Source organism: Pedobacter sp. AC379, from assembly GCF_979258145.1.
The window spans coordinates 4,897,461-4,917,957 of sequence record NZ_OZ409839.1 but is presented as its reverse complement, the minus strand read 5'-3'; the positions used below and the strand labels follow the sequence as shown (position 1 = coordinate 4,917,957).

The following is a 20,497-nucleotide window of genomic DNA, read 5'->3' as shown; positions in this document are numbered from 1 at the left end:
AACGCAGTCGAGAAATCTGTTTAGATAGATCTCTCCGCTTTGGTCGAGATGAAATTTCGGGTAGATAGAGAGCCCTGGAGTCTATTGCATTAAGATTCCCGCCTGCGCGAGAATGACGATTTTTTTATAATAATTAACTAAAAAACAAAAAAGCAACCCGGTTGTGGGTTGCCTTTTCTTTTATGAACCGTCAACCTGAATTTATTTCTAGACGACGGAATCTTATGTTTTAACGTAATTCAAGCGTTTGTGCTCTATCTGGTCCTACTGAAAGGAATTTAATCGGCACTTCTAACTCTTTCTCTAGGAAAGCTATATAATCGTTCAATTTAGCAGGAATTTCATCTACAGATGTAATTTTGGTTACATCAGTAGCCCAACCATCAATTGCTTTTAACACTGGTTTTGGTTCGATTGAAATAATATCGTATGGCATATAATCGATCGTTTCACCATTATATTCATAGTGTGTACAAGCATAGATCGTATCGAAAGTATCCAGAACATCAGCTTTCATCATAATTAACTCGGTTACACCGTTTAGCATGATGGCATATTTTAATGCAGGAAGATCAATCCAGCCACAACGACGGGCACGGCCTGTTGTTGCACCAAATTCGTGACCTAAAGCCCTTAAATTTTCGCCAACTTCATTATCAAGTTCGGTAGGGAAAGGTCCGCCGCCAACACGTGTGCAATACGCTTTGAAGATACCATAAACGGCACCCACCTTATTTGGTGCAATACCTAAACCAGTACAGGCACCAGCAGTGGTAGTGTTGCTTGAAGTTACAAAAGGGTATGAACCGAAATCCACATCCAATAATGTTCCTTGCGCACCTTCTGCTAAAACTGCTTTTCCTTCTCTTAAGAAACCATTCACATAATGTTCGCTATCTACATGAGGAATCGTTTTTAAGAATTCGATTGCTTCAAAGAATGAGGCTTCTTTTTCTGCCAGTTCGTATTCAAAACCTTCATAATGAGAAAGGATTTCAGTGTGTTTTTCTACCAATTTAGCATAACGCTCTTTGAAATCAGGTAGTGTAGTATCACCAACCCGTAAACCGTTACGGCCGGTTTTATCCATATAAGTTGGACCAATACCTTTTAAGGTTGATCCAATCTTATTTTTACCCATGCGTGCTTCATTAGCAGCATCCAATAACTGGTGGGTTGGTAAAATTAAGTGTGCTTTACGGGCAATTACCAGTTTGCCATCTGCAACAGGGTCATGACCAGCTTTTTTTAAATTATCTAACTCTCTTTTAAGGATAATTGGGTCGATTACTACGCCATTACCGATAAGATTCATGGTTTTTTCGTTAAAAATTCCTGAAGGGATTGTATTTAAAACGAATTTTTTGCCATCGAACTCTAAAGTATGTCCGGCATTTGGGCCACCCTGAAAACGGGCAATAAGATCATATTTTGGACTTAGTACATCAACGATTTTTCCCTTTCCTTCGTCGCCCCATTGCAGGCCGAGAAGTACATCTACTTGCGTCATTATTTAATAAATTAAGCTGGTTTTATTTGTATTATGATTTAATTTCTTCGATTTTTTCAGCTGATGCTGCACTTTCGCTAACTTTTCTGGCCATACTGCAATCAGAGCAGAAACCATAAAGGTTTAACGAATGGTGTTTTACATCAAATTTTAAAAGATCTCCAACCATGGTTTGGATCTGGTGAATTCGTGGATCGCAGAATTCTACTACTTTACCACATTCTATACAGATTACATGATCGTGCTGGCGGTAACCATAAGATTTTTCGAATTGCGCCATGTTTTTACCAAACTGGTGTTTGGTAACCAAATCGCACGAAACCAATAACTCCAATGTATTGTAAACCGTAGCACGACTTACGCGGTACTTTTGGTTTTTCATATGGATATAAAGGGTTTCTACGTCAAAGTGGTCGTTTCTAGAATATATTTCTTCCAATATAGCGAAACGCTCTGGTGTTTTACGTAGATTTTTGTTTTCTAAATAAGCCTCAAAAATCTTGCGAACGAGCTCATTTGTTTTTTGTTCAGACATAGTTTTTAAACTCCATTCAAAGGTAGGTAAATTGTTTTGAAAAATGATTACACCGATGAAATGATTACACAGATTTGTAATTAGTTAGTGGGCCGTGGCCGGAAGTTAGAAGTTTAAATTGCAAATAACATCCGGCATCTAATTTCAAACTAACTAAGCATCAAACCTCGTTACCCCGGTAACACCTCTTACTTTCAATAAATTTTTAATCAGGTTTTCCAGGTGCTCGGTATCGTTTACAAAAATCATAATCGAACCATCAAAAATGCCTTCATTGGTATCTACTGTAATCGACCGCATGTTTACTTTAAAGTCGGTAGAAATAACCCTGGTAATGTTATTAATCAAACCTACATCATCAATGCCTACAATGCGTAAGCCGGTTAAGAAAGTGAGTTCCTGTTGTTTGTTCCATTTGGCTTTCACCACGCGATAACCATAATTTGCCATCAGCTGGGCAGCGTTAGGGCAATTGGTACGGTGTATTTTAATGCCTTCGCTCACGGTAATAAAACCAAAAACATCATCTCCAGGAATTGGGTTACAACAGGCTGCAAGAGTATAATCAATGCGCTGCATATCTTCTCCGATCAGTAAAATGTCAGATTCTCCGCCTTTAATTTTACTTTTTATGCCATCAACTGAGAGATTTTCAGGGCGTTCTGGTCCGCGGTTTTCAACTTCTTTTTCGCTCGAAAGGTATTCTTTGATATCTTTCAGTTCGATTTTTCCAAGGGCTACATTAACAAAAAGCTCCTGCGTAGAAGGGAGTTTAAAGAAATAACTGAGTTTTTGTAAATTATCGGTATTGTAAGTGATTTTTAACGATTTAAGCTTTCTTTCCAGAATTTCCTTGCCATTTTCGGCAATTTTCCGCTTTTCTTCTTTTAAAGATGATTTAATTTTTGATTTGGCTTTCGCCGTAACCACTACATTAAGCCAATCTTCTTTAGGCGTTTGTTTGCTTGAAGTGATAATCTCTACCTGATCGCCATTTTGCAGTTTATACGAAATTGGAACAAGTTTGTGGTTTACTTTAGCACCAATACAGGTTGCACCCACATCTGTATGAATTTCGAAAGCAAAATCAAGGGCGGTAGCACCTAATGGCAATTGGATTAATGCGCCTTTTGGGGTAAAAATGAAAATCTCATCAGAGAAAAGGTTCATTTTAAAATCATCAAGAAAATCCAAAGCATTGGCTTCGGGGTTACTCAGCATTTCGCGCACTTTCTGAATCCATTGATCCAAACCGTTATCATTGCTCGATTCCTTATACTTCCAGTGCGCAGCAAAACCTTTTTCTGCAATCTCATTCATGCGTTGTGTACGAATCTGTACCTCAACCCATTGGCCGCGAGGCCCCATCACTGTGGTGTGCAAACTTTCATAGCCATTTCCTTTTGGCGAAGATACCCAATCGCGTAATCGATCGGGATTAGGGCGGTATAAATCGGTAACGATAGAGTAGGCTTTCCAACAATCGGCTTTCTCATTTTCGGGGGCAGAATCCAAAATAATCCGGATGGCAAAAAGATCATAAACCTCTTCAAAAGGAATATTTTTCTTTTTCATTTTATTCCAGATGGAGTGTATTGATTTCGGCCTGCCATATACGTCGGCCACTAAACCCTGTTCATGAACGATTTCATCAATAGGCTCCACGAATTTTTTAATAAAAAGCGCACGCTCGGCTTTTTTCTCGTTTAATTTCTTTGCGATAAATTTATAGGTGTCAGGGTCAAGATATTTCATTGAAAGATCTTCCAACTCTGATTTTATGGCATATAAACCCAATCTATGGGCTAATGGAGCGTATAAGTAAATGGTTTCTGATGCGATTTTAAGTTGCTTGTGGCGCGGCATAAAATCCATTGTACGCATATTGTGCAAACGATCGGCAAGTTTGATCAGGATTACACGAACATCATCGGCCAGGGTAAGCAGCATTTTACGGAAATTTTCGGCCTGTAAAGAGCTGTTGGTATCGAAAACCCCAGATATTTTGGTTAATCCATCGATAATTTTAGCAGTTTTTTTGCCGAATTCGCGTTCAATATCTTCTAAAGTTATATCGGTATCTTCTACAACATCATGCAGTAACGCACAAACAATAGAGGTTGTTCCAAGCCCAATTTCTTCGGCCGCAATTTGCGCTACTGCTATGGGGTGATAAATATAAGGTTCGCCAGATTTTCGGCGCATATCTTTATGGCTTTCCAGCGCCATATCAAAAGCTTTCCTGATTTCTTTTTTATCGCCCTTTTGTAAAGTAGATTTGCTTGCCCGTAATAATGCCCTATATCTTTTTAGAATTTCTTGCTTTTCCGCCTCTAAATCAATCACTAACTCTGTTTTCATTTGTATTTTTTGCGTAAAAATTGCGTCTTATTTATGAATAAAACTTATATTAGTTTTGTGAAACACCTAATATATGAAATAACACCTAACTTTGTAAAAGTATAAATTTATGAAATTTAAAGGGCTCTTTTTTCTTTGTATTGTAATGATTTGTAGCTTTTCGCTACGGGCTCAGGATTCAAATGCCCCTATGTTTCCTAAAATGGGGAAAAGTGATACAATAAGAGTAGCCTCTACAAATGATAATGGTGTAATGATTCCATGGATGCAGTTGCAGGATGTAAGTATCTATGCTGCACGAATCTGGAAATCGCCGGCAGAGCAAGCGGCTTACAACCGTTTACGGTACAATGTATTAAAGGTAATGCCTTATGCATTGTTTGCAAAGCGGAGATATGAGCAACTGGAGCAGGATATTGCAAAAACACCAGAAAAAAAGGAACAAAAACAGTTGGTTAAACAATGTGATAAGGAAATTAAAGACATGTTTAACCGCGAAATAAAAGATTTAACGATTACCCAAGGTCAGATTTTAACGAAACTGATCGACCGTGAAGTGGGCAGAACAACTTATGAAATTGTGAAGCAGACCAAAGGTGGTTTTGCTGCATTTTCATACCAGATTGTTGCGCGTGTAGTGGGCCATAATTTAAAAAGCACTTACGATCCGAACGAGGATAAGGATATAGAATCCATTATCCGTACCTCGGGATTTTATCAATAACATAATGCAGGAACGCATTCCGAATATTTATTCATTTAAGGTAAAGAAAATTAATGGCGAAGAACAGCCGTTATCTGCCTACCGAAATAAAGTTGTTTTAATTGTAAATACAGCTTCAGAATGTGGTTTTACACCACAATTAAAAGAATTGCAACAGCTTAAAGATGAGGTTAATAACCCTGATTTTGAAATTTTAGGTTTTCCTACCAACGATTTTGGTAAACAGGAACCTTTAAACGGGACTGACATAGCTTCTTTTTGCGAAATTAACCATGGCGTAAAATTCCCCGTGTTTGATAAAATTATGGTGCGTGGCGAACATGCCCATCCGCTTTACCAGTTTTTGAGCGATAAAAAACAAAACTCAAAATTAAGTTCCAAACCCCGCTGGAACTTTCATAAATATATTGTGAACAAAAATGGTGAACTGGAAGATTATTTTCTAGCGTTTACCAAACCATTGAGTTCGAAAATTAAAAGAAAATTCAGCAATTGCTGAATCAAAATGCCCAATAATTACATCATGAAATTAGATATTTTAGTTATAGCCGTGCATCCAGATGATGCTGAGCTTTGCTGTTCAGGTACTATTTTGAAACACATTGCGCTTGGTAAAAAAGTTGGAATTGTAGATTTAACCCGTGGCGAGCTGGGTACACGTGGTACAGCAGAAACCAGAGATGAAGAAGCTGCCGACTCTGCAAAAATTTTGGGTTTACATGCCCGCGAAAATTTGAGGTTAAGGGATGGGTTTTTTCAAAATGATGAATTTCACCGCCTGGAAGTAATTAAGGCAATCCGAAAATACCAGCCCGAAATTATATTGAGCAATGCGCTCGAAGATCGCCACCCCGATCATGGAAGAGCTGGCGATTTGGTATATGATTCAGTTTTTTTATCCGGTTTACCAAAAATAGAAACTGCTATAGATGGTATCAGTCAGGAAGCACACCGCCCAAGGTTATTGTTGCAATACATCCAGGATCGGTACTTAAAGCCTGATATTATTGTTGATATATCTGATCATATGGATAAAAAAATTGAATCGATAAAGGCTTTTAAAACGCAGTTTTATAATCCTGATGTTGAAGGTTTACAAACCTATATTTCTTCACCAGAATTTTTTGAAACTGTAATCGGCCGATCGAGAGAATTTGGCAAAAGCATTGGTGCAACTTTCGGCGAAGGTTTTACTTCAAGGAAATTGCTAGGGGTTGATAATCTGTTTGATTTAAAATAAAAACAATTTTTTAACAAATTGAAAGCGCATGCCTGCATTATCAGGCATGCGCTTTTGTTATAAATAACTATTATTTGTTTGCCTCAAAATTTCCCTTTATCTCACCAGCTTTAAAGGCAGCTTGTGTTTTTAGGTCATCGGTTTTATCAGCAGCTTTTTCGGCCAAATCACTAGCCTTGTCTTTCAAAGTTTCGCCTGTTGTTTCTGCTTCACCTTTGGCTTCTCCGGCAGCAAATGCGCCTTTCGTTTTCAGTTCATCATATTTATCTTCAGCCTTATCTTTTAAATCTTCGGCTTTGTCCTTTACATCTTCCCAAACATCTTCAGCTTTATCTTTTGCATCGTCCCAGGCATCCTCAGCTTTATCTTTTAAGTCGCTTAATTTACTCTTGGCCTTATCAAAGAAACTTTGTTCTTCTTCAGGTAATTGATTTTCTGTGCTCATACAATTAAATTTAAATTAGAACGATAGAACAGCGCTTTGTTGATAATGTTTTATGTTACACTTTTTGGTTGTGAAGTTACAAGATAACGTAACCGATCTAGGTCGTCGCCCAACAAAACAACCCTTCATTTGTTACTCTCAAAACGAATAATAATGGCGAACATATTCTCTTCTCTTAAAAACGCATACAATCTTTTCAAACACGTAGATTTTGATAAGTTAGAAGCTTTGTCGAAAAAAGTAGACCTGCCAAAAATGGTCGAAACCATATCCAGTTTAGATGATAAACAGATACAGGGCATGATGAAAATGATGGGTGGCTCTGGTAAAAAGAGAGAATTACCTCCTATAGAAGGTGATTTTTATCATTTGGGTGATGAAGCCTTAAAAGAGGAAGACCGTGAACTTCAGTTAAAAGTACGCGCTTTTTTAGAAAAAGAAGTAAAACCCATAGTGAACCATTATTGGAACAAAGCAGAATTCCCTTTTGAGATTATTCCAAAACTTGCTGAACTAAATATTTGTGGATTAACTTATAAAGGTTATGGCTGTCCGGGCAAGTCGAATTTAATGGAAGGGATTTTAGCAATGGAAATGGCCCGGATTGATACCTCTATTTCTACGTTTTTTGGTGTTCAAAGTGGTTTGGCAATGGGATCAATTTATTTATGCGGATCTGAAGAACAAAAACAACAATGGTTGCCGCTTATGCAGCAATTTAAAATTATAGGTGCATTTGGATTAACAGAACCCGAAGTTGGCTCTGCCGCTGCGGGTGGTTTAACAACAACGTGTAAAAAAGTAGACGGCAAATGGGTATTGAATGGGCAGAAAAAATGGATTGGCAATGCAACTTTCGCCGATATTTTAATTATTTGGGCGCGTGATGAAGATAGTGGCGAGGTGAAGGGTTTTATTGTGAAAAAAGATAATCCTGGCTTTGCGGTAGAAAAAATGCAGGATAAAATGGCCTTGAGAATTGTGCAAAATGGAATTATCACCTTAACAAACTGCGAGGTAGATGAAGCAGACCGTTTACAAAATGCGAATTCTTTTAAAGATACCGCTAAAGTATTGCAAATGACGAGGGCAGGAGTGGCCTGGCAAGCGGTAGGTTGTGCACGTGGTGCTTATGAAAATGCTTTAGCATATACACGCACCAGGAAACAGTTTGGAAAACCAATTGCTTCTTTCCAATTGATTCAGAACCACTTGGTAGAAATGCTATCCAATTTAACCGCTATGCAAACGCTTTGTTTCCGTTTATCTCAATTGCAGGATCAAGGATTATTAAAAGATGAACATGCCTCGCTGGCAAAGGTATTCTGTTCGTTAAGAACACGCGATGTGGTGAGTAAAGCACGGGAAGTAATGGGCGGAAATGGAATTCTGCTTGAATATAATGTAGCAAGATTTGTGGCCGATGCAGAAGCCATTTATTCGTACGAAGGCACAAAGGAAATTAATACGCTGATTGTTGGCCGGGCGATAACCGGGTTTTCAGCATTTGTTTAAGGTGGGGAAACTTCGTTTGTTTAAGCGGAACACGTGCTAAATCATAAAAGATATTTTTCAATCTGAACTTATGGGTTTTGCCAAGGAAACACAGAAAGCACGGAGAATTTATAGATGATTATACTACATCGTCCTCGTTTGTAACGAGGATGTACGGGTAAAGCGATTTTATCGCTCTTAAAGGAATTATTTTTGCATTGCAAATGCGTACCTCAAAAATCCTCGTTACAAACGAGGGCTACTTAAGAACTTTAACCACAGATTTACACAGAGGTCGGTTTTTGCTACGGAAACACAGAAAGCACGGAGAATTTATAGATGATCATCTACATCGTCCTCGTTTGTAACGAGGATGTACGAGTAAAGCGATTTTATCGCTCTTAAAGGAATTATTTTTACATTGCAAATGTGGGACTATTTAAGATTTTAGGTTTAGGAAACGAATGTCAGCATTTCATAGGTGCTGTAGTCCTGCCATTTGCTTTATCCCGATGAAGAATCGGGATGCTCGCTGCTGTCAGGTTTATAAACAAAGGTAGTGCGCCTTTTAACCCAATGCCATTAAGCTAAGCCCTATAAAAAGGCAATCCTACTTTAAACATAGGTAAAAAGGATATACACAGGTATAAAAATCTGTGTTTATCAGTGTCTATCTGTGGTTAACAATTTTTAACTTAATAAAATTGAAAGCGTAAAACGGGAAGAAACTTATTTTTTGAACAGGTCTTGGGCTTCTTAAGAAAATTTATGTTTTAAAAATGAAGTGTTTATAGCCCTGCCTTAATCATTTAAATCGCTTTTAACACCCAGGTTTCGCGGATTCTCCCAACTTTATTTGACTGCTCTTTTATTTTTTTGATTAACGCTGCATCAATATATTTTAGCGATGAGAGTTGATGCCAAACAGAGGTTGCTTTGGTGATCAGCTTGAAACCTTGTGCCAAGAAGAACTGTTCTGCTTGCTCAAAACTTTCAAACTTGTTATCATCTACATGATGTGCGGCTAAAAACTGAGAAAAATGATCGTCATTGTCATTTTTAAGGTCTGGCCGTTTAATGTAAACATCAGCGGTAATCCAATAACCACCTCTTAGTTTTAGTGATTTGTGGATAGTTTTACAAAGAGATATCTTTTCTTCGGTATTTAAATACACCAATAAACCTTCGTTAATGATACTTACAGGGCCAAGCGGCATTTGATTTATGGCATTTAAAAAAGCATCCTCGTCCAAGGCATTTAAGGCCTCAATTTTGAGTTTTCCTTTTAATGATAACTTTTCTTCAACTATTAATCTGTTAACCAAATCTTTCTTAATGTCGATTACACCCGGTAAATCGGTATCCAGGTAATAAATAGTTGGGTGCCTTAAAACAAGATCAAGCCCTCTAAACGAGTAACCGGAAGAAATTTCAAGGATATTTAGGGAGCCTGAAGCAAAAAGTAAACTATCCAGCGATAAATACCTGCTTTCGAAATGCACCAGCCGTTTTAAAAATATCTCATCAAAATCTTTAGTGTACAAATTTTCAAGGTCGTGGTTACCATAAATTAATTTAACAGCATCAGCAACAAAGGGGATATTGGTTAAACTTTTGGCAAGTAGCAAAGATTTCGCTGAAGGACTTATCGAACTATAATCACGATTCATTTGTAATTATAACAAAAAAAATCTGCGTTTAAAACGGATGTTTATTAAATGCCACCTGGCTCATTGCACTTTTTTCGAATAGTGCGATGCAGGATTTATTGTATTGAGGATCAAAGTTCACTTCTCCAGGTTCTAATGTTTTAGGCACATTGGTGTGCTCCATAAAGAAGTAAACTTTTGTATTTCCATATTTGGTATGCGGCATTAAATTGCCATAATCTTCCATCTCTTTCCATACCGAATCTTTAACGGTAACAATATAAATGCGTTGCACAGGCCCAGTATTATTGGCATTTCTGTATTTAGCTATTTCTGTAAAACCAGCTTTCATATCTTCAACTCCCTTTTGATTCAGCGTATCCTTCACAATGAAGAAAGTTAGGATTACAACAGCAGCCAGTATAATATAGGTAAGCGAATTTTTCTTCATGCTTACAATAAAGGCAATATTTTTTCCATAACCGTCAGCCCTTCGTCAATATGCTTTTGTTCGATACATAGCGCGGGCCTGAAACGGATTGTTTTTTCTCCGCATCCTAAAAACATTACGTTGTTTTCCAGTCCTTTACTAATAAAATTGTTCCGTATTTCTTTGTTAGGGAAATCGAAAGAGCAGAGTAGGCCTCTGCCGCGTACATTGCTCATTTGATCAAATTTGTGCGAAAATTGGGTCAGCTGATCTTTTAAATATCCACCAACTTTAGCTGCATTTTCGCAAAGTTGATCTTCTTCTACAATTTGTAAAATCTGGGTAGAACGTACCATATCTACAAGGTTTCCTCCCCAGGTAGAATTAATCCGGCTTGGAACCTTAAACACATTTGTTTCAATTTCATCTACCTTGTTGCCAACAAGAATGCCGCAAACCTGCATTTTTTTACCAAAAGCGATAATATCTGGTTGTGCCTTTTCACTAAAGTGCTGATGACACCAGAATTTACCTGTTAAACCAACGCCGGTTTGTACTTCATCATAAATTAAAAAGGCTTCATTTTCATCAGCCAAAGTTTTAAGCTGGATCAGAAACTCTTCCCTTAAATGGTTGTCGCCCCCTTCAGATTGGATTGGCTCTACAATTATTGCACAGATATCATCTTTATTGTCGGCAAAAGCTTTTTTAATTTGTGCCAAAGATGTTTCTTCAGTTTGAATGGCGTTATTTAAATTATCATTTACAAGTGGAAACTTAACCTCAGGAACAGAAACTCTGGGCCAGTCGAATTTGGCAAACCATTTGGTTTTATCAGGTAGTGTATTGGTTAAACTTAAAGTATAGCCTGTTCTGCCATGAAAAGCCCTTTCGAAGTGCAATACTTTAAAGCCTTTTTCTTCGGTATACCCTTTTGCAAAATTCTTCTGTACTTTCCAGTCCATGGCCACCTTAATTGCATTTTCAACGGCTAAGCCACCGCCGGCAATAAAAAAAGCATGAGGAAGGTAAGCTGGAATACCAACTTTAGAAAATGTTTCTACAAACTGTGCATATTGCTGGGTATATACATCCGAATTGGAAGGGTTTGCTAAAGCCGCTTGAAAAAGATTTTTCTTAAACTCTTCATCATTGATCATTTTGGGATGGTTATAACCCAATGGAACGGAAGCAAAACAGGTAAAAAAATCGAGTAAAGTTCTATTGTATTTAGAATCGTAAATGTACGCTCCATTACTTTTTTCCATGTCGTAAGTCAGGTCGAAACCATCAGCCAAAATGTGCTTACTTAACGATTCGCTAACGCGATTTGCAGGTACTGTTAATTGATACATAAACTTGATTTTGGTATATTTCAAATTTAGTTAAATGTGCCTGAAATCAAAATTTAAGCACTTTTTGTGCATTTTAGTTAAAAAATAGGTTTAAACAGTTTAAAGTTAGATTATAGACAAATTCAGGTTTTGGACTTCACAGGTGTGGAAAACTTTTTGATGATAATTTGCCAAATAACGGGCCGTTTTTCTAACTATTTGCTTGCGTATGGATATTTGAGCCGCTAATATTTCATTGCATCGCAATATTTTAAGTCAACACTTTAATCATCCTAAAGTGAACACCTAAAAGGATCACAATAACCCTTTTATTTGAGTTAACATTAACTTAATACGAATCATGTTCTTTTGTTAAAGATTGCAATGGTGATCATAATGACATGTTAAAATACGTTATCCTCCTCCTCATCTCTTTAAGTTTTATTTCATTTACCAAAGCGCAAGACGAAAAGTTTGAGTCTATAATTTCTGTTAATCAAAGAAACCCAACACAGGCATTGGTTGAGCTGAAGAAAATTTATGCACAGGCGATTGATGGAAATGATGAACTTTTAGAAGGAAAGTGTTTACAGCAAATGGGTAAGGTATGCTATACACAAGGGCATTTTAGCCAATCGCTGGAGTTTTTTTTAAAAGCCGATCATATCTTCAACAATGCAGAAAAGCCATTATTAATAGCAGCTAATTTAGCCGATGTGGGTATTTTGTACTATTACATGAAACAGCACGATAAAGCCACGAATGCCTATCGGAAAGCATTGAATATTTACAAGCAGCACGACGATTTAAAAGGGGAGGCTGCTGTTTTTGGTAATATTGGGCAGCTTTACGAAAAGCGGCAAAATTACGATAGTGCCTTTTATTACCAGAATTTGGCCTTAAAAATAAACGAACAGATCAATGATAAAAGTGGTGCTGCTAAAATTTACGAAAACCTGGGAAGCATCTATGAAGATCAGGAAAAATACGACCTCGCTTATGTGAATTTCAAACAGTCGCTAAATCTTTACAGGCTCGATCATAACAATTTGGGAAGCATCGAAGTCATTAACAATTTAGGTGATATTTTGCGTAAAACCGGCCGTTATCGAGAAAGCATTAAACAAACTGCTGCGGCGATGAAGCTGGCTGGCGATTTGGGCAATATCTACCAACTGGCCTCTTGTTGCCGCGATCTGGGTAAAGCTTATGAGCTGTTAAACCAAATGGACAGTGCCTATTATTATGTTAAACTTGGCTATAAATATACAATCGATCTCTACTCACAGGATGGGGCCAAACAAGTGGCTTTTTTACAGGTATTATACGATATCAATAAAAAAACCACCGAAATAAATAAGCTGGAAAATGATAGAAAAGTTAATAAAATAATTGCTTTTGCTTCAACCATAGTCATTATATTATTGGTGGTATTGGGTTTGGTCGTTTTCAGCAGGCAAAGGTTTAAACTCAAAGATCAGCAAACTTTGGCCAGGCAAAAGGATATTGAACACGATATGACGAGTTTGGCGTTAAAAAATCTACAGCTGAAAGAGCATAACTTAAAGCAATTGCTCGAGGTTAAAAGTAGAGAACTTTCTACCCATACTTTAAACCTGATTAAGCAGAACCAGTTTTTGGAAAACCTTCGCACAACTTTACAGGCAATGGTAAAAGATGATAAACGCGATCAGAAAAAGCAGATGAACCAAATTTTGGCCGAGATTAACCAGAGTTTTAACCACGAACGCAACTGGAAAGAATTTACTGTTGCTTTTGAACAGGTGCATCACCAGTTTCTCGAAGGGTTAAAGAAATATAGCAATGAACTTACTTCTGCTGATATGCGCTTAATTGCATTGCTCAAAATGAATCTTGATTCAGGAGATATTTCAACCTTACTTGGCATCTCTACCGATAGCTTAAGGGTTTCGAGATACCGGCTCCGTAAAAAGCTCAACCTGGCGCAAGGCGACAATTTATCTGCATTTATACAGGCATTGTAAGCGTTACATTTATATCAAAATATCACCTTTTTTAAGTGGTTTTTAGGGCTTAACAATTTGTTAATGTAACGGTAATAAAAGCATAACGGCGTTTTTTAAGGTGCTTAAGTATTTGATAATTAGTTTTTTAATTATTGGTGTTGCCTTTTGATATATGCCTCATGTAACGCTGTTGCCTTTATGTAACCCTCATAATTTCTTTGTGTAAAATGGTGTATACACCTTTGCCCGTCGATAAATAAAAAAGACATTACCAAACACAATGAATAAATCATTACAAATTCTGTTTTTACTTCTTTTTTGTGCAGGCACAGCCAATGCCACAAAACTGAAGGGGCACGTTTATGATAAGCAAACTGGAGAGGCTATAGTAGGTGCTACAGTTGTTTTAGATAACCCACGGCGTATTACCAACACAGGCCTGGATGGAACTTTTGAATTTAAGGATGTAAAAGTTGGGGCTACTACAATTAGTGTAAGTTACATTACCTACAAAACGATTGTAAAAACTGTAACTGTGGTGAAAGAGGATAACGATCATTTAAAGTTTTATATGGAAAGTGATTCCCAAAGCCTTGATGACATCACCATTAAAACCAATGCAGTAAGTTCTACCGATCAGGGGGCAAGGCGATTGGAAAAAAATGCCACCCAACTGATGAATATCGTATCAGGCAAATCCATAGAGATTTCACCAGATTTAACTGTTGCAAATGTAATGCAACGCGTTTCGGGGGTATCTATAGAGCGTAACAGCAATGGCGACGGACAGTATGCCATATTGAGGGGGATGGATAAACGTTACAATTATACATTGGTAAACGGGGTTAAAATTCCTAGTCCGGATAATAAATACCGTTACGTTCCGCTTGATCTTTTTCCTGCTGACATTCTCGACCGCTTAGAGGTATATAAAACACTTACACCAAATTTAGAGGGTGATGCCATTGGAGGAGCCATAAATATGGTGATGAAAAATGCGCCCCGTCAGTTACAGGTAAATGCAAATGTATCTACCGGTTACAGCCAGTTGTTTTTCGATCGTAAGTTTACCAGCTACAATGCTTCAGGCATTCAATATAAATCGCCTTACGAGTTAAACGGTAAAAACTATACTGCAACACAGAACGATTTTACAAAAGGCACACTTGATTATAAATATAAAAATCCGGCACCAAATTTAATCGGAAGCTTATCTATAGGTAAGCGTTTCTTCGATGAAAAGCTGGGCGTAATTTTGGCCGGAAGCTATCAAAACACTTACCGCGGCAGCAACAGTACTTTTTACAACAATGCTGTAGTTGGCACCAATGCATTTGCTTCAATTACCAGTAAAAGTTACCGCGAGTTTTCTGAACAACAGCAACGTACCGGTTTACATGGTAAAATTGATTACGTATTTAACAAAGATCACCAAATCAGCTTTTACAATGTGTATGTTAACCTTAAAAACCAACAGGTTAGAGATGCAGTATTCACTACTTATAACGGTGTGTATAATCCTACCGCAGGAAATGCAGAGTTGGTTTACGATACCCGTAGCCGTTTAACCGAACAGCAGATTTACAACAGTACATTGCATGGCGATCATCATTTTTTTGATAATAAATTTAAGGTACAATGGTCGGCGGTATATTCTTCAGCTAAAAATGATGTACCCGAAAACACAAGTATCATTCTGAATGGTGTAGAACAGAATTTCCAGCGCAAACGCACCACTTTGGTCAATACCAATCCGGTTACACGCAGGTGGGAGCGCAATACCGACGAAGATTTAGCAGGATATCTCGACTTAACCTACCACCTTTTAACCGGAACTGATAAACTGGATATTATGGCAGGAGGATTGTACCGTGATAAGCAAAGAAGCAGTTTTTTTAACAACTACAACATGGCTCCAAGTGCGGCGAATGCATTTGATGTTTATGGCATAAATTTCCAGAATTATACTGATTTGAACTTGGTTGTGAGTAACCCAACCGGTGCAGTAGCCAATTCGCTTACCTATGATGCAACTGAAAAAATTGGTGCAGGTTATGGGATGTTTAAATACGCATCAGCTAAGTTGGAAATAGTGGGAGGGGCAAGGGTAGAACACACCAACCAGGGCTATAACCTGCTTTTCGCTGCAGGAGAATCTTTCCCGAAAGGAAATCAGGTTTATACAGATGTGTTGCCAAGTTTAACGGCCAAATATTTTCTAACAGAAAAGGCCCAGTTGCACGCTTCTTATTACAAAGCGTTAAACCGCCCTGGTTTTTATGAAATTGCACCCGGAAAAGTAGTAAATGAAGAGTTTCAGGAACGTGGTAACCCGAATTTGCAACGTGCCCTGGCAGATAATTATGATTTACGGTATGAGCTTTTTCCAGGCGCATCAGAACAGTTGTTGATCGGTGCTTTTTACAAGAAAATCAAAAATCCGATTGAATATACTTTCCAGGCTGATGCCACCCGCGGACAGGACATTTATTATACCCCAAGAAACTTTGGAACAGCCAATAACTATGGTGCAGAGGTAGATTATATCAAGTATTTTAGCAAAATCGGTTTAAAAGCCAATTATACCTATACACATTCGCGCATTGTTACCACTAAAACAACAAGAACCATTAACGCTACCACCGGAGACATCCAGGCACTATCTGTTGATCAGGAACGCCCGCTTTATGGTCAGTCAGCACATATTGCCAACCTCTCTTTATTATTTAAGGATACTAAAAAAGGTTGGGATGCGCAAGTTGCAGGGGCATATACAGGTCAACGTATCAACACGGTTTCCCAGTTTTTAAATAACGACTTATGGCAGAAAGGAGTTATCCAGATGGATGCATCAGCCGAGAAACGTTTTAAAGGGGGGATGAGCGTATTTATAAAAGCAAATAACATTTTAAATACGCCAACCAAATTATTTATTAAAGGTACCAATCCGGAAAACGATAAGATTAATGAAGACCTGGTTAAAAACGGAAATACATTAATCAGAAGTGATTACTATGGCCAAAACTACCTTGTTGGCTTCAGATATAAATTTAATTAAATAGAATTTAAAGATACAAAGACATGAAATCGAATCAGATTTTTAAATTATTAATCCTTCTTGTAGTGGCCCTTGCAGGATGTGAAAAAGCCAATATCGATGTAGATACCACTGCTGTGAATGGCTCGGCAATCGGAGAAATTTCTGGTGTGTGGGCAAAAGGCAGCACACAGGTAATTAAAGGTGATGTAATTATCCCTGAAGGTAAAACCTTAACCATTGAAGAAGGGGTTACGATTTTAATGGATACAGTTGCTAAACCCGAGTTTATTGTAAAAGGCAATCTGTACGCCCTTGGAACAACAGAAAATCCAATTAAATTTACCGTGAATGAGTTTTATAAAACGCCAACAACTAAGTTCGGCAAGCTTTGGGGCGGTATTTTGGCCGGACCAACCTGCGAGGAATTGGTGTTAGATCATGTGATTATTGAATATGGAGGTGCTAAAACTTCCGATGCCTCAACATCTGTCAAAATGGGACTTTACAAGGCTGTTGCCGGCGAAAGTTTGCCGGCACTTTGGTTCGCTAATGCAAAAGGCAAACTTGTTGTTCAAAACACTATTTTTAGAAACCTTCAGGAGGATTGCACTTATATTGAGGGCGGAAAAATTATTTTTGCAAACAATGTTTTTTATACCACAGGTGTTACTGGGGGAGAAGCCATGAATTTTAAATCAGGTTGCCTGGCAGATATAGCCTATAATTTAGTGTATAGCACCAATACCAATGCCTTAAAATTATCCAATACCGGCGATAAAACACCGCAAACTTATATCATTGCCTATAACAATACCATGGTAAATACCGGCTGGAGAAGGCCTACAGCCAAAGGTGGATCGATTTGGTTAGAAAGTAACGTACGTGCCGATCTTTACAATAACCTTTTTGCCAATACCCGCTTTGGGGTGAAAAGAGACCCTAAAAAGCCCGAAGACAGCCGCTCTGCTTATAGCAATAACTGGTATTATGGTTTCGATCAAGCCACTGTAAACCAGTTTCAGCCAACAGGCGATATTGTAGGCGGTAAAAATGATGTGATCAGCAATGTAGCAGGTGCCAACGACCCTAAATTTGTAAATTATCCGGTAAATACTGCCGTAAATACTGCCGATTTTAATACAGCCTGGGATTTTCACCTGCAAGGAAACTCTCCTGCATTAGGCAAAGGAACAACAAACTTTACCCGCCACCATCAGGCAGGTATCATAATGAAAAACGGAATTACCTATACCTCACCACAGCCATCTACCTTTGTTGGCGCTTATGGAACTAAATTGTAAAATGAAGAAAAATAATATTTTAAACCTCGCTATACTTGCTGTTTTAGGCATAACCGTAGCTTGCAATAACAATACAACAAAAAACAATATTAATACAGCTGAAGTAAAACCATTGTACATTTCAGACCCTGTAGATTTTGATACCGATGATCCGGCAATATGGGTAAACCCTGCCGATGCAGCACAATCGCTTGTGGTTGGAACCGATAAAGATGAAAATGGTGGTTTGTATGTATTTGACCTTAAGGGGAAGATTATTAAAACTAAAACCGTTAAAGGCTTAAAAAGACCTGATAATGTAGATATTGCTTATGGCCTAACCTTAGCCGGAAAACCGACCGATATTGCAGTTACTACAGAACGGTTGACGCATAAGCTCAGAATCTTCTCCATGCCTGATATGAAGCCAGTAGACAATGGCGGAATTGAGGTTTTTGTGGGAGAAACCGGTGCTGAGTTTCGCGATTTGATGGGCATTTCGATGTATAAGAATAAAGCAGGACAGATTTATGCCATAGTTGGTCGTAAAAGCGGACCAAAAGAGGGTTCTTATCTTTGGCAATACCTGTTAACTGATGATGGAAAGGGAAACGTTAAAGCAGAATTGGTACGGAAATTCGGTAAATACAGTGGCAAAAAAGAAATTGAAGCCATTGCTGTTGATAATGAGCTAGGTTATGTGTATTACTGTGATGAACAGGTAGGCGTACGCAAATATTATGTAGATCCGGAGAAAGGAAACCAGGAACTTTCATTTTTCGGTCAGGGAGATTTTGCTGTAGATAATGAAGGGATTGCGATATACAAAACCTCAGCAGATAAAGGTTATATTCTCGTTTCCGATCAAGGTGCAAAACAACTTAAAGTGTACAATAGAGTGGCCGATCAGAAGGATGGTGTTTTTACACATCCATTATTAACCACAATTAAGTATTCGGCAAACCAAACGGATGGAATTGATGTGGTATCTGTACCGTTAAATGCTGATTTTAAACATGGTTTGCTCGTAGCCATGAGTGATGATAAAACTTTTCATTATTACAGATGGGAAGATATTGCTGGCAAAAAACTTACTGTAAATTAAGGTGATTGCAGATGGTTGATTATAACCATTTACAATGAGGCTAGTTCTTGATTTGTCAGTCTGAGCGGAGTCGAAGACCATTTGTGATGTAAAAGGCCCTTCGACTACGCTCAGAATGACTGGTTTATTGAAAAGGCTTGGGCCATGAGCCATTAAGATTGCTTCGTCGGCTGAAAAAGCCTTCTCGCAATGACGAATGCGGTACCAGAGGTAACAGGTTTTATAGAAATGATCTCATTTCGAGCAGAGTACAATGCCGTCGAGAAATTTGTTTTGTAGTTACCTATTTGAGATGCTTTAAAAGAAAGATCCTGAAACAAGTTCAGGAAGACGTAAGAACGGGACTTAAATGATTTAAGGTTCTTCGACTACGCTCAGGGTGACTGGTTTAAGGAAAAAGCGTGGGCCATAAGCCATTAAGATTGCTTCCTTTACTTCCCATCCAATATTTTCTTAAAAACCCTCACCAAACTTTCTGCAATTACTTTGTTTCCTTTATCAGATGGGTGCAAACCATCATAGGTCATCCTCATGGCATCAATCGGGTAGGGGTAATCATCACGTTTAGGATCGAATGGAATTGTTGAGGATTCAGGATAGCTATAATTTTGGTAATTACCTGATGAAGGATTTTTTAGCCGTTTAAACTTAACCAATTTTTCGAGTTTAAGCTTTTTGTTGTGGTATAGATCAACCACAACAAAGTTTTCATACTTACCGATTGCGGTTATTGCATTCGCGAAGCTTTCTAAAGTTTGACCGTTTTTTTCTTTGTAAGATCCATACGCATTGTTGTTTGCATTGGCTATATATACAAAATCGTTTCGCTGCATGGGTGTAATCAGCACTATTTTAGCTTTTGGGTTAATACTCCTTATTTTATTAACTATTTTACGGTAAGCACCACAGCTGGTTGCTGTGCCGGTATCATTAATGTAATCGTTAATAGATCCTACAGGAATACCCGCCCACCAATCATTCGTGCCTAGAAAAATAGAATAAAGTTCCGATTCCTCAATGCCTAATTTATCAATCGCTTTGGCTATGCCAACGGTTGTCCAGCCATTATGCCCCTGGTTAATGTAGTTAATGTTTGGCAACCGTTCTTTAACCATATCCAAATATCCTTTTTTTGTCCGGTTGCCAGTTTCATCCAAATGATTATTCAGATAAGTTATAGAGTCACCAATGGCTGTCCATTTCACTTCTTTAACGGGTATAAATGAGAAATTGATAATTGTAATAGCAAGTAATAATATGCTGAAGCGTGTAAAGGATCGTTTGTTCATAAAATAGTATGTTAAATTCATTTCCTTTGCGATCAACCAACTATCAGCAATTCGGCTAAAAGTAAACGATCGG

Annotated in this window: 16 protein-coding genes; 8 read left to right on the top strand and 8 right to left on the bottom strand. The window is 38.0% G+C overall.

The genetic code is table 11. The annotated features are described in order from the left end of the window. Window positions 1-229: 229 nt before the first annotated feature. The 3 genes from ACZZZW_RS21255 to ACZZZW_RS21245 all read right to left on the bottom strand — a co-directional run bounded on the left by ACZZZW_RS21255 (window position 230) and on the right by ACZZZW_RS21245 (window position 4,406). Window positions 230-1,510, bottom strand: coding sequence for an adenylosuccinate synthase (locus tag ACZZZW_RS21255; RefSeq protein ID WP_055906433.1), 1,281 nt, complete (start codon window positions 1,508-1,510; stop codon window positions 230-232). Window positions 1,511-1,541: 31 nt separating this feature from the next. Beyond that, window positions 1,542-2,045 (bottom strand): Fur family transcriptional regulator, encoded by a 504-nt coding sequence (locus ACZZZW_RS21250; protein WP_055906430.1) that lies wholly within the window; start codon window positions 2,043-2,045, stop codon window positions 1,542-1,544. 153 nt (window positions 2,046-2,198) lie between these two features. Then, on the bottom strand, window positions 2,199-4,406 hold the full coding sequence (locus ACZZZW_RS21245; RefSeq protein WP_055906427.1) for a RelA/SpoT family protein: 2,208 nt from the start codon (window positions 4,404-4,406) through the stop codon (window positions 2,199-2,201). A gap of 109 nt (window positions 4,407-4,515) precedes the next feature. Here ACZZZW_RS21245 and ACZZZW_RS21240 point away from each other — a divergent pair, with 109 nt between their 5' ends. Genes ACZZZW_RS21240 through bshB1 form a run of 3 tightly spaced genes read left to right on the top strand, consistent with a single transcriptional unit; the run spans window position 4,516 to window position 6,370 of the window. Next, window positions 4,516-5,130 carry a DUF4294 domain-containing protein gene (locus ACZZZW_RS21240; RefSeq protein WP_055906423.1) on the top strand — a complete coding sequence of 205 codons (615 nt, stop codon included), beginning with the start codon at window positions 4,516-4,518 and terminating at the stop codon, window positions 5,128-5,130. Between the two features lie 4 nt (window positions 5,131-5,134). Further along, the gene (locus ACZZZW_RS21235) at window positions 5,135-5,629 is read left to right on the top strand and encodes a glutathione peroxidase (RefSeq protein WP_463496371.1); all 495 of its coding nucleotides are present in this window, start codon (window positions 5,135-5,137) and stop codon (window positions 5,627-5,629) included. 24 nt (window positions 5,630-5,653) lie between these two features. Continuing rightward, window positions 5,654-6,370 carry a bacillithiol biosynthesis deacetylase BshB1 gene (gene bshB1, locus ACZZZW_RS21230; RefSeq protein WP_055906656.1) on the top strand — a complete coding sequence of 239 codons (717 nt, stop codon included), beginning with the start codon at window positions 5,654-5,656 and terminating at the stop codon, window positions 6,368-6,370. 70 nt (window positions 6,371-6,440) lie between these two features. Here the strand turns inward: bshB1 and ACZZZW_RS21225 are convergent, their stop codons facing one another. After that, a complete protein-coding gene (locus tag ACZZZW_RS21225; RefSeq protein WP_157255367.1) occupies window positions 6,441-6,815 on the bottom strand; it encodes a YtxH domain-containing protein in 375 nt (124 codons plus the stop codon). A gap of 153 nt (window positions 6,816-6,968) precedes the next feature. Here ACZZZW_RS21225 and ACZZZW_RS21220 point away from each other — a divergent pair, with 153 nt between their 5' ends. Then, on the top strand, window positions 6,969-8,330 hold the full coding sequence (locus tag ACZZZW_RS21220) for an acyl-CoA dehydrogenase family protein (RefSeq protein WP_055906416.1): 1,362 nt from the start codon (window positions 6,969-6,971) through the stop codon (window positions 8,328-8,330). 788 nt (window positions 8,331-9,118) lie between these two features. Here the strand turns inward: ACZZZW_RS21220 and ACZZZW_RS21215 are convergent. From ACZZZW_RS21215 to lat, 3 genes are read right to left on the bottom strand one after another with little or no spacing between them, the layout of a single operon-like run. Beyond that, window positions 9,119-9,979 (bottom strand): hypothetical protein, encoded by an 861-nt coding sequence (locus tag ACZZZW_RS21215; protein WP_055906411.1) that lies wholly within the window; start codon window positions 9,977-9,979, stop codon window positions 9,119-9,121. A 28-nt stretch (window positions 9,980-10,007) separates the two neighbouring features. Continuing rightward, on the bottom strand, window positions 10,008-10,409 hold the full coding sequence (locus ACZZZW_RS21210; RefSeq protein ID WP_463496370.1) for a hypothetical protein: 402 nt from the start codon (window positions 10,407-10,409) through the stop codon (window positions 10,008-10,010). A gap of 2 nt (window positions 10,410-10,411) precedes the next feature. Beyond that, window positions 10,412-11,743 carry an L-lysine 6-transaminase gene (gene lat / locus ACZZZW_RS21205; protein ID WP_055906404.1) on the bottom strand — a complete coding sequence of 444 codons (1,332 nt, stop codon included), beginning with the start codon at window positions 11,741-11,743 and terminating at the stop codon, window positions 10,412-10,414. Between the two features lie 380 nt (window positions 11,744-12,123). Here lat and ACZZZW_RS21200 point away from each other — a divergent pair, with 380 nt between their 5' ends. From ACZZZW_RS21200 to ACZZZW_RS21185, 4 genes are all read left to right on the top strand, one after another. Further along, the gene (locus ACZZZW_RS21200) at window positions 12,124-13,728 is read left to right on the top strand and encodes a tetratricopeptide repeat protein (RefSeq protein WP_055906401.1); all 1,605 of its coding nucleotides are present in this window, start codon (window positions 12,124-12,126) and stop codon (window positions 13,726-13,728) included. Between the two features lie 262 nt (window positions 13,729-13,990). After that, window positions 13,991-16,768, top strand: a complete 2,778-nt coding sequence (locus tag ACZZZW_RS21195; protein ID WP_463496367.1) for a TonB-dependent receptor — start codon at window positions 13,991-13,993, stop codon at window positions 16,766-16,768. A 23-nt stretch (window positions 16,769-16,791) separates the two neighbouring features. Next, window positions 16,792-18,051 (top strand): hypothetical protein, encoded by a 1,260-nt coding sequence (locus ACZZZW_RS21190; RefSeq protein WP_055906395.1) that lies wholly within the window; start codon window positions 16,792-16,794, stop codon window positions 18,049-18,051. Between the two features lies 1 nt (window position 18,052). Next, window positions 18,053-19,135, top strand: a complete 1,083-nt coding sequence (locus ACZZZW_RS21185) for a phytase (protein ID WP_055906391.1) — start codon at window positions 18,053-18,055, stop codon at window positions 19,133-19,135. Window positions 19,136-19,566: 431 nt separating this feature from the next. On the opposite strand, the gene ACZZZW_RS21180 is transcribed toward ACZZZW_RS21185, so the two are convergent. After that, window positions 19,567-20,424 (bottom strand): SGNH/GDSL hydrolase family protein, encoded by an 858-nt coding sequence (locus ACZZZW_RS21180; RefSeq protein ID WP_055906653.1) that lies wholly within the window; start codon window positions 20,422-20,424, stop codon window positions 19,567-19,569. Window positions 20,425-20,497: the final 73 nt, after the last annotated feature.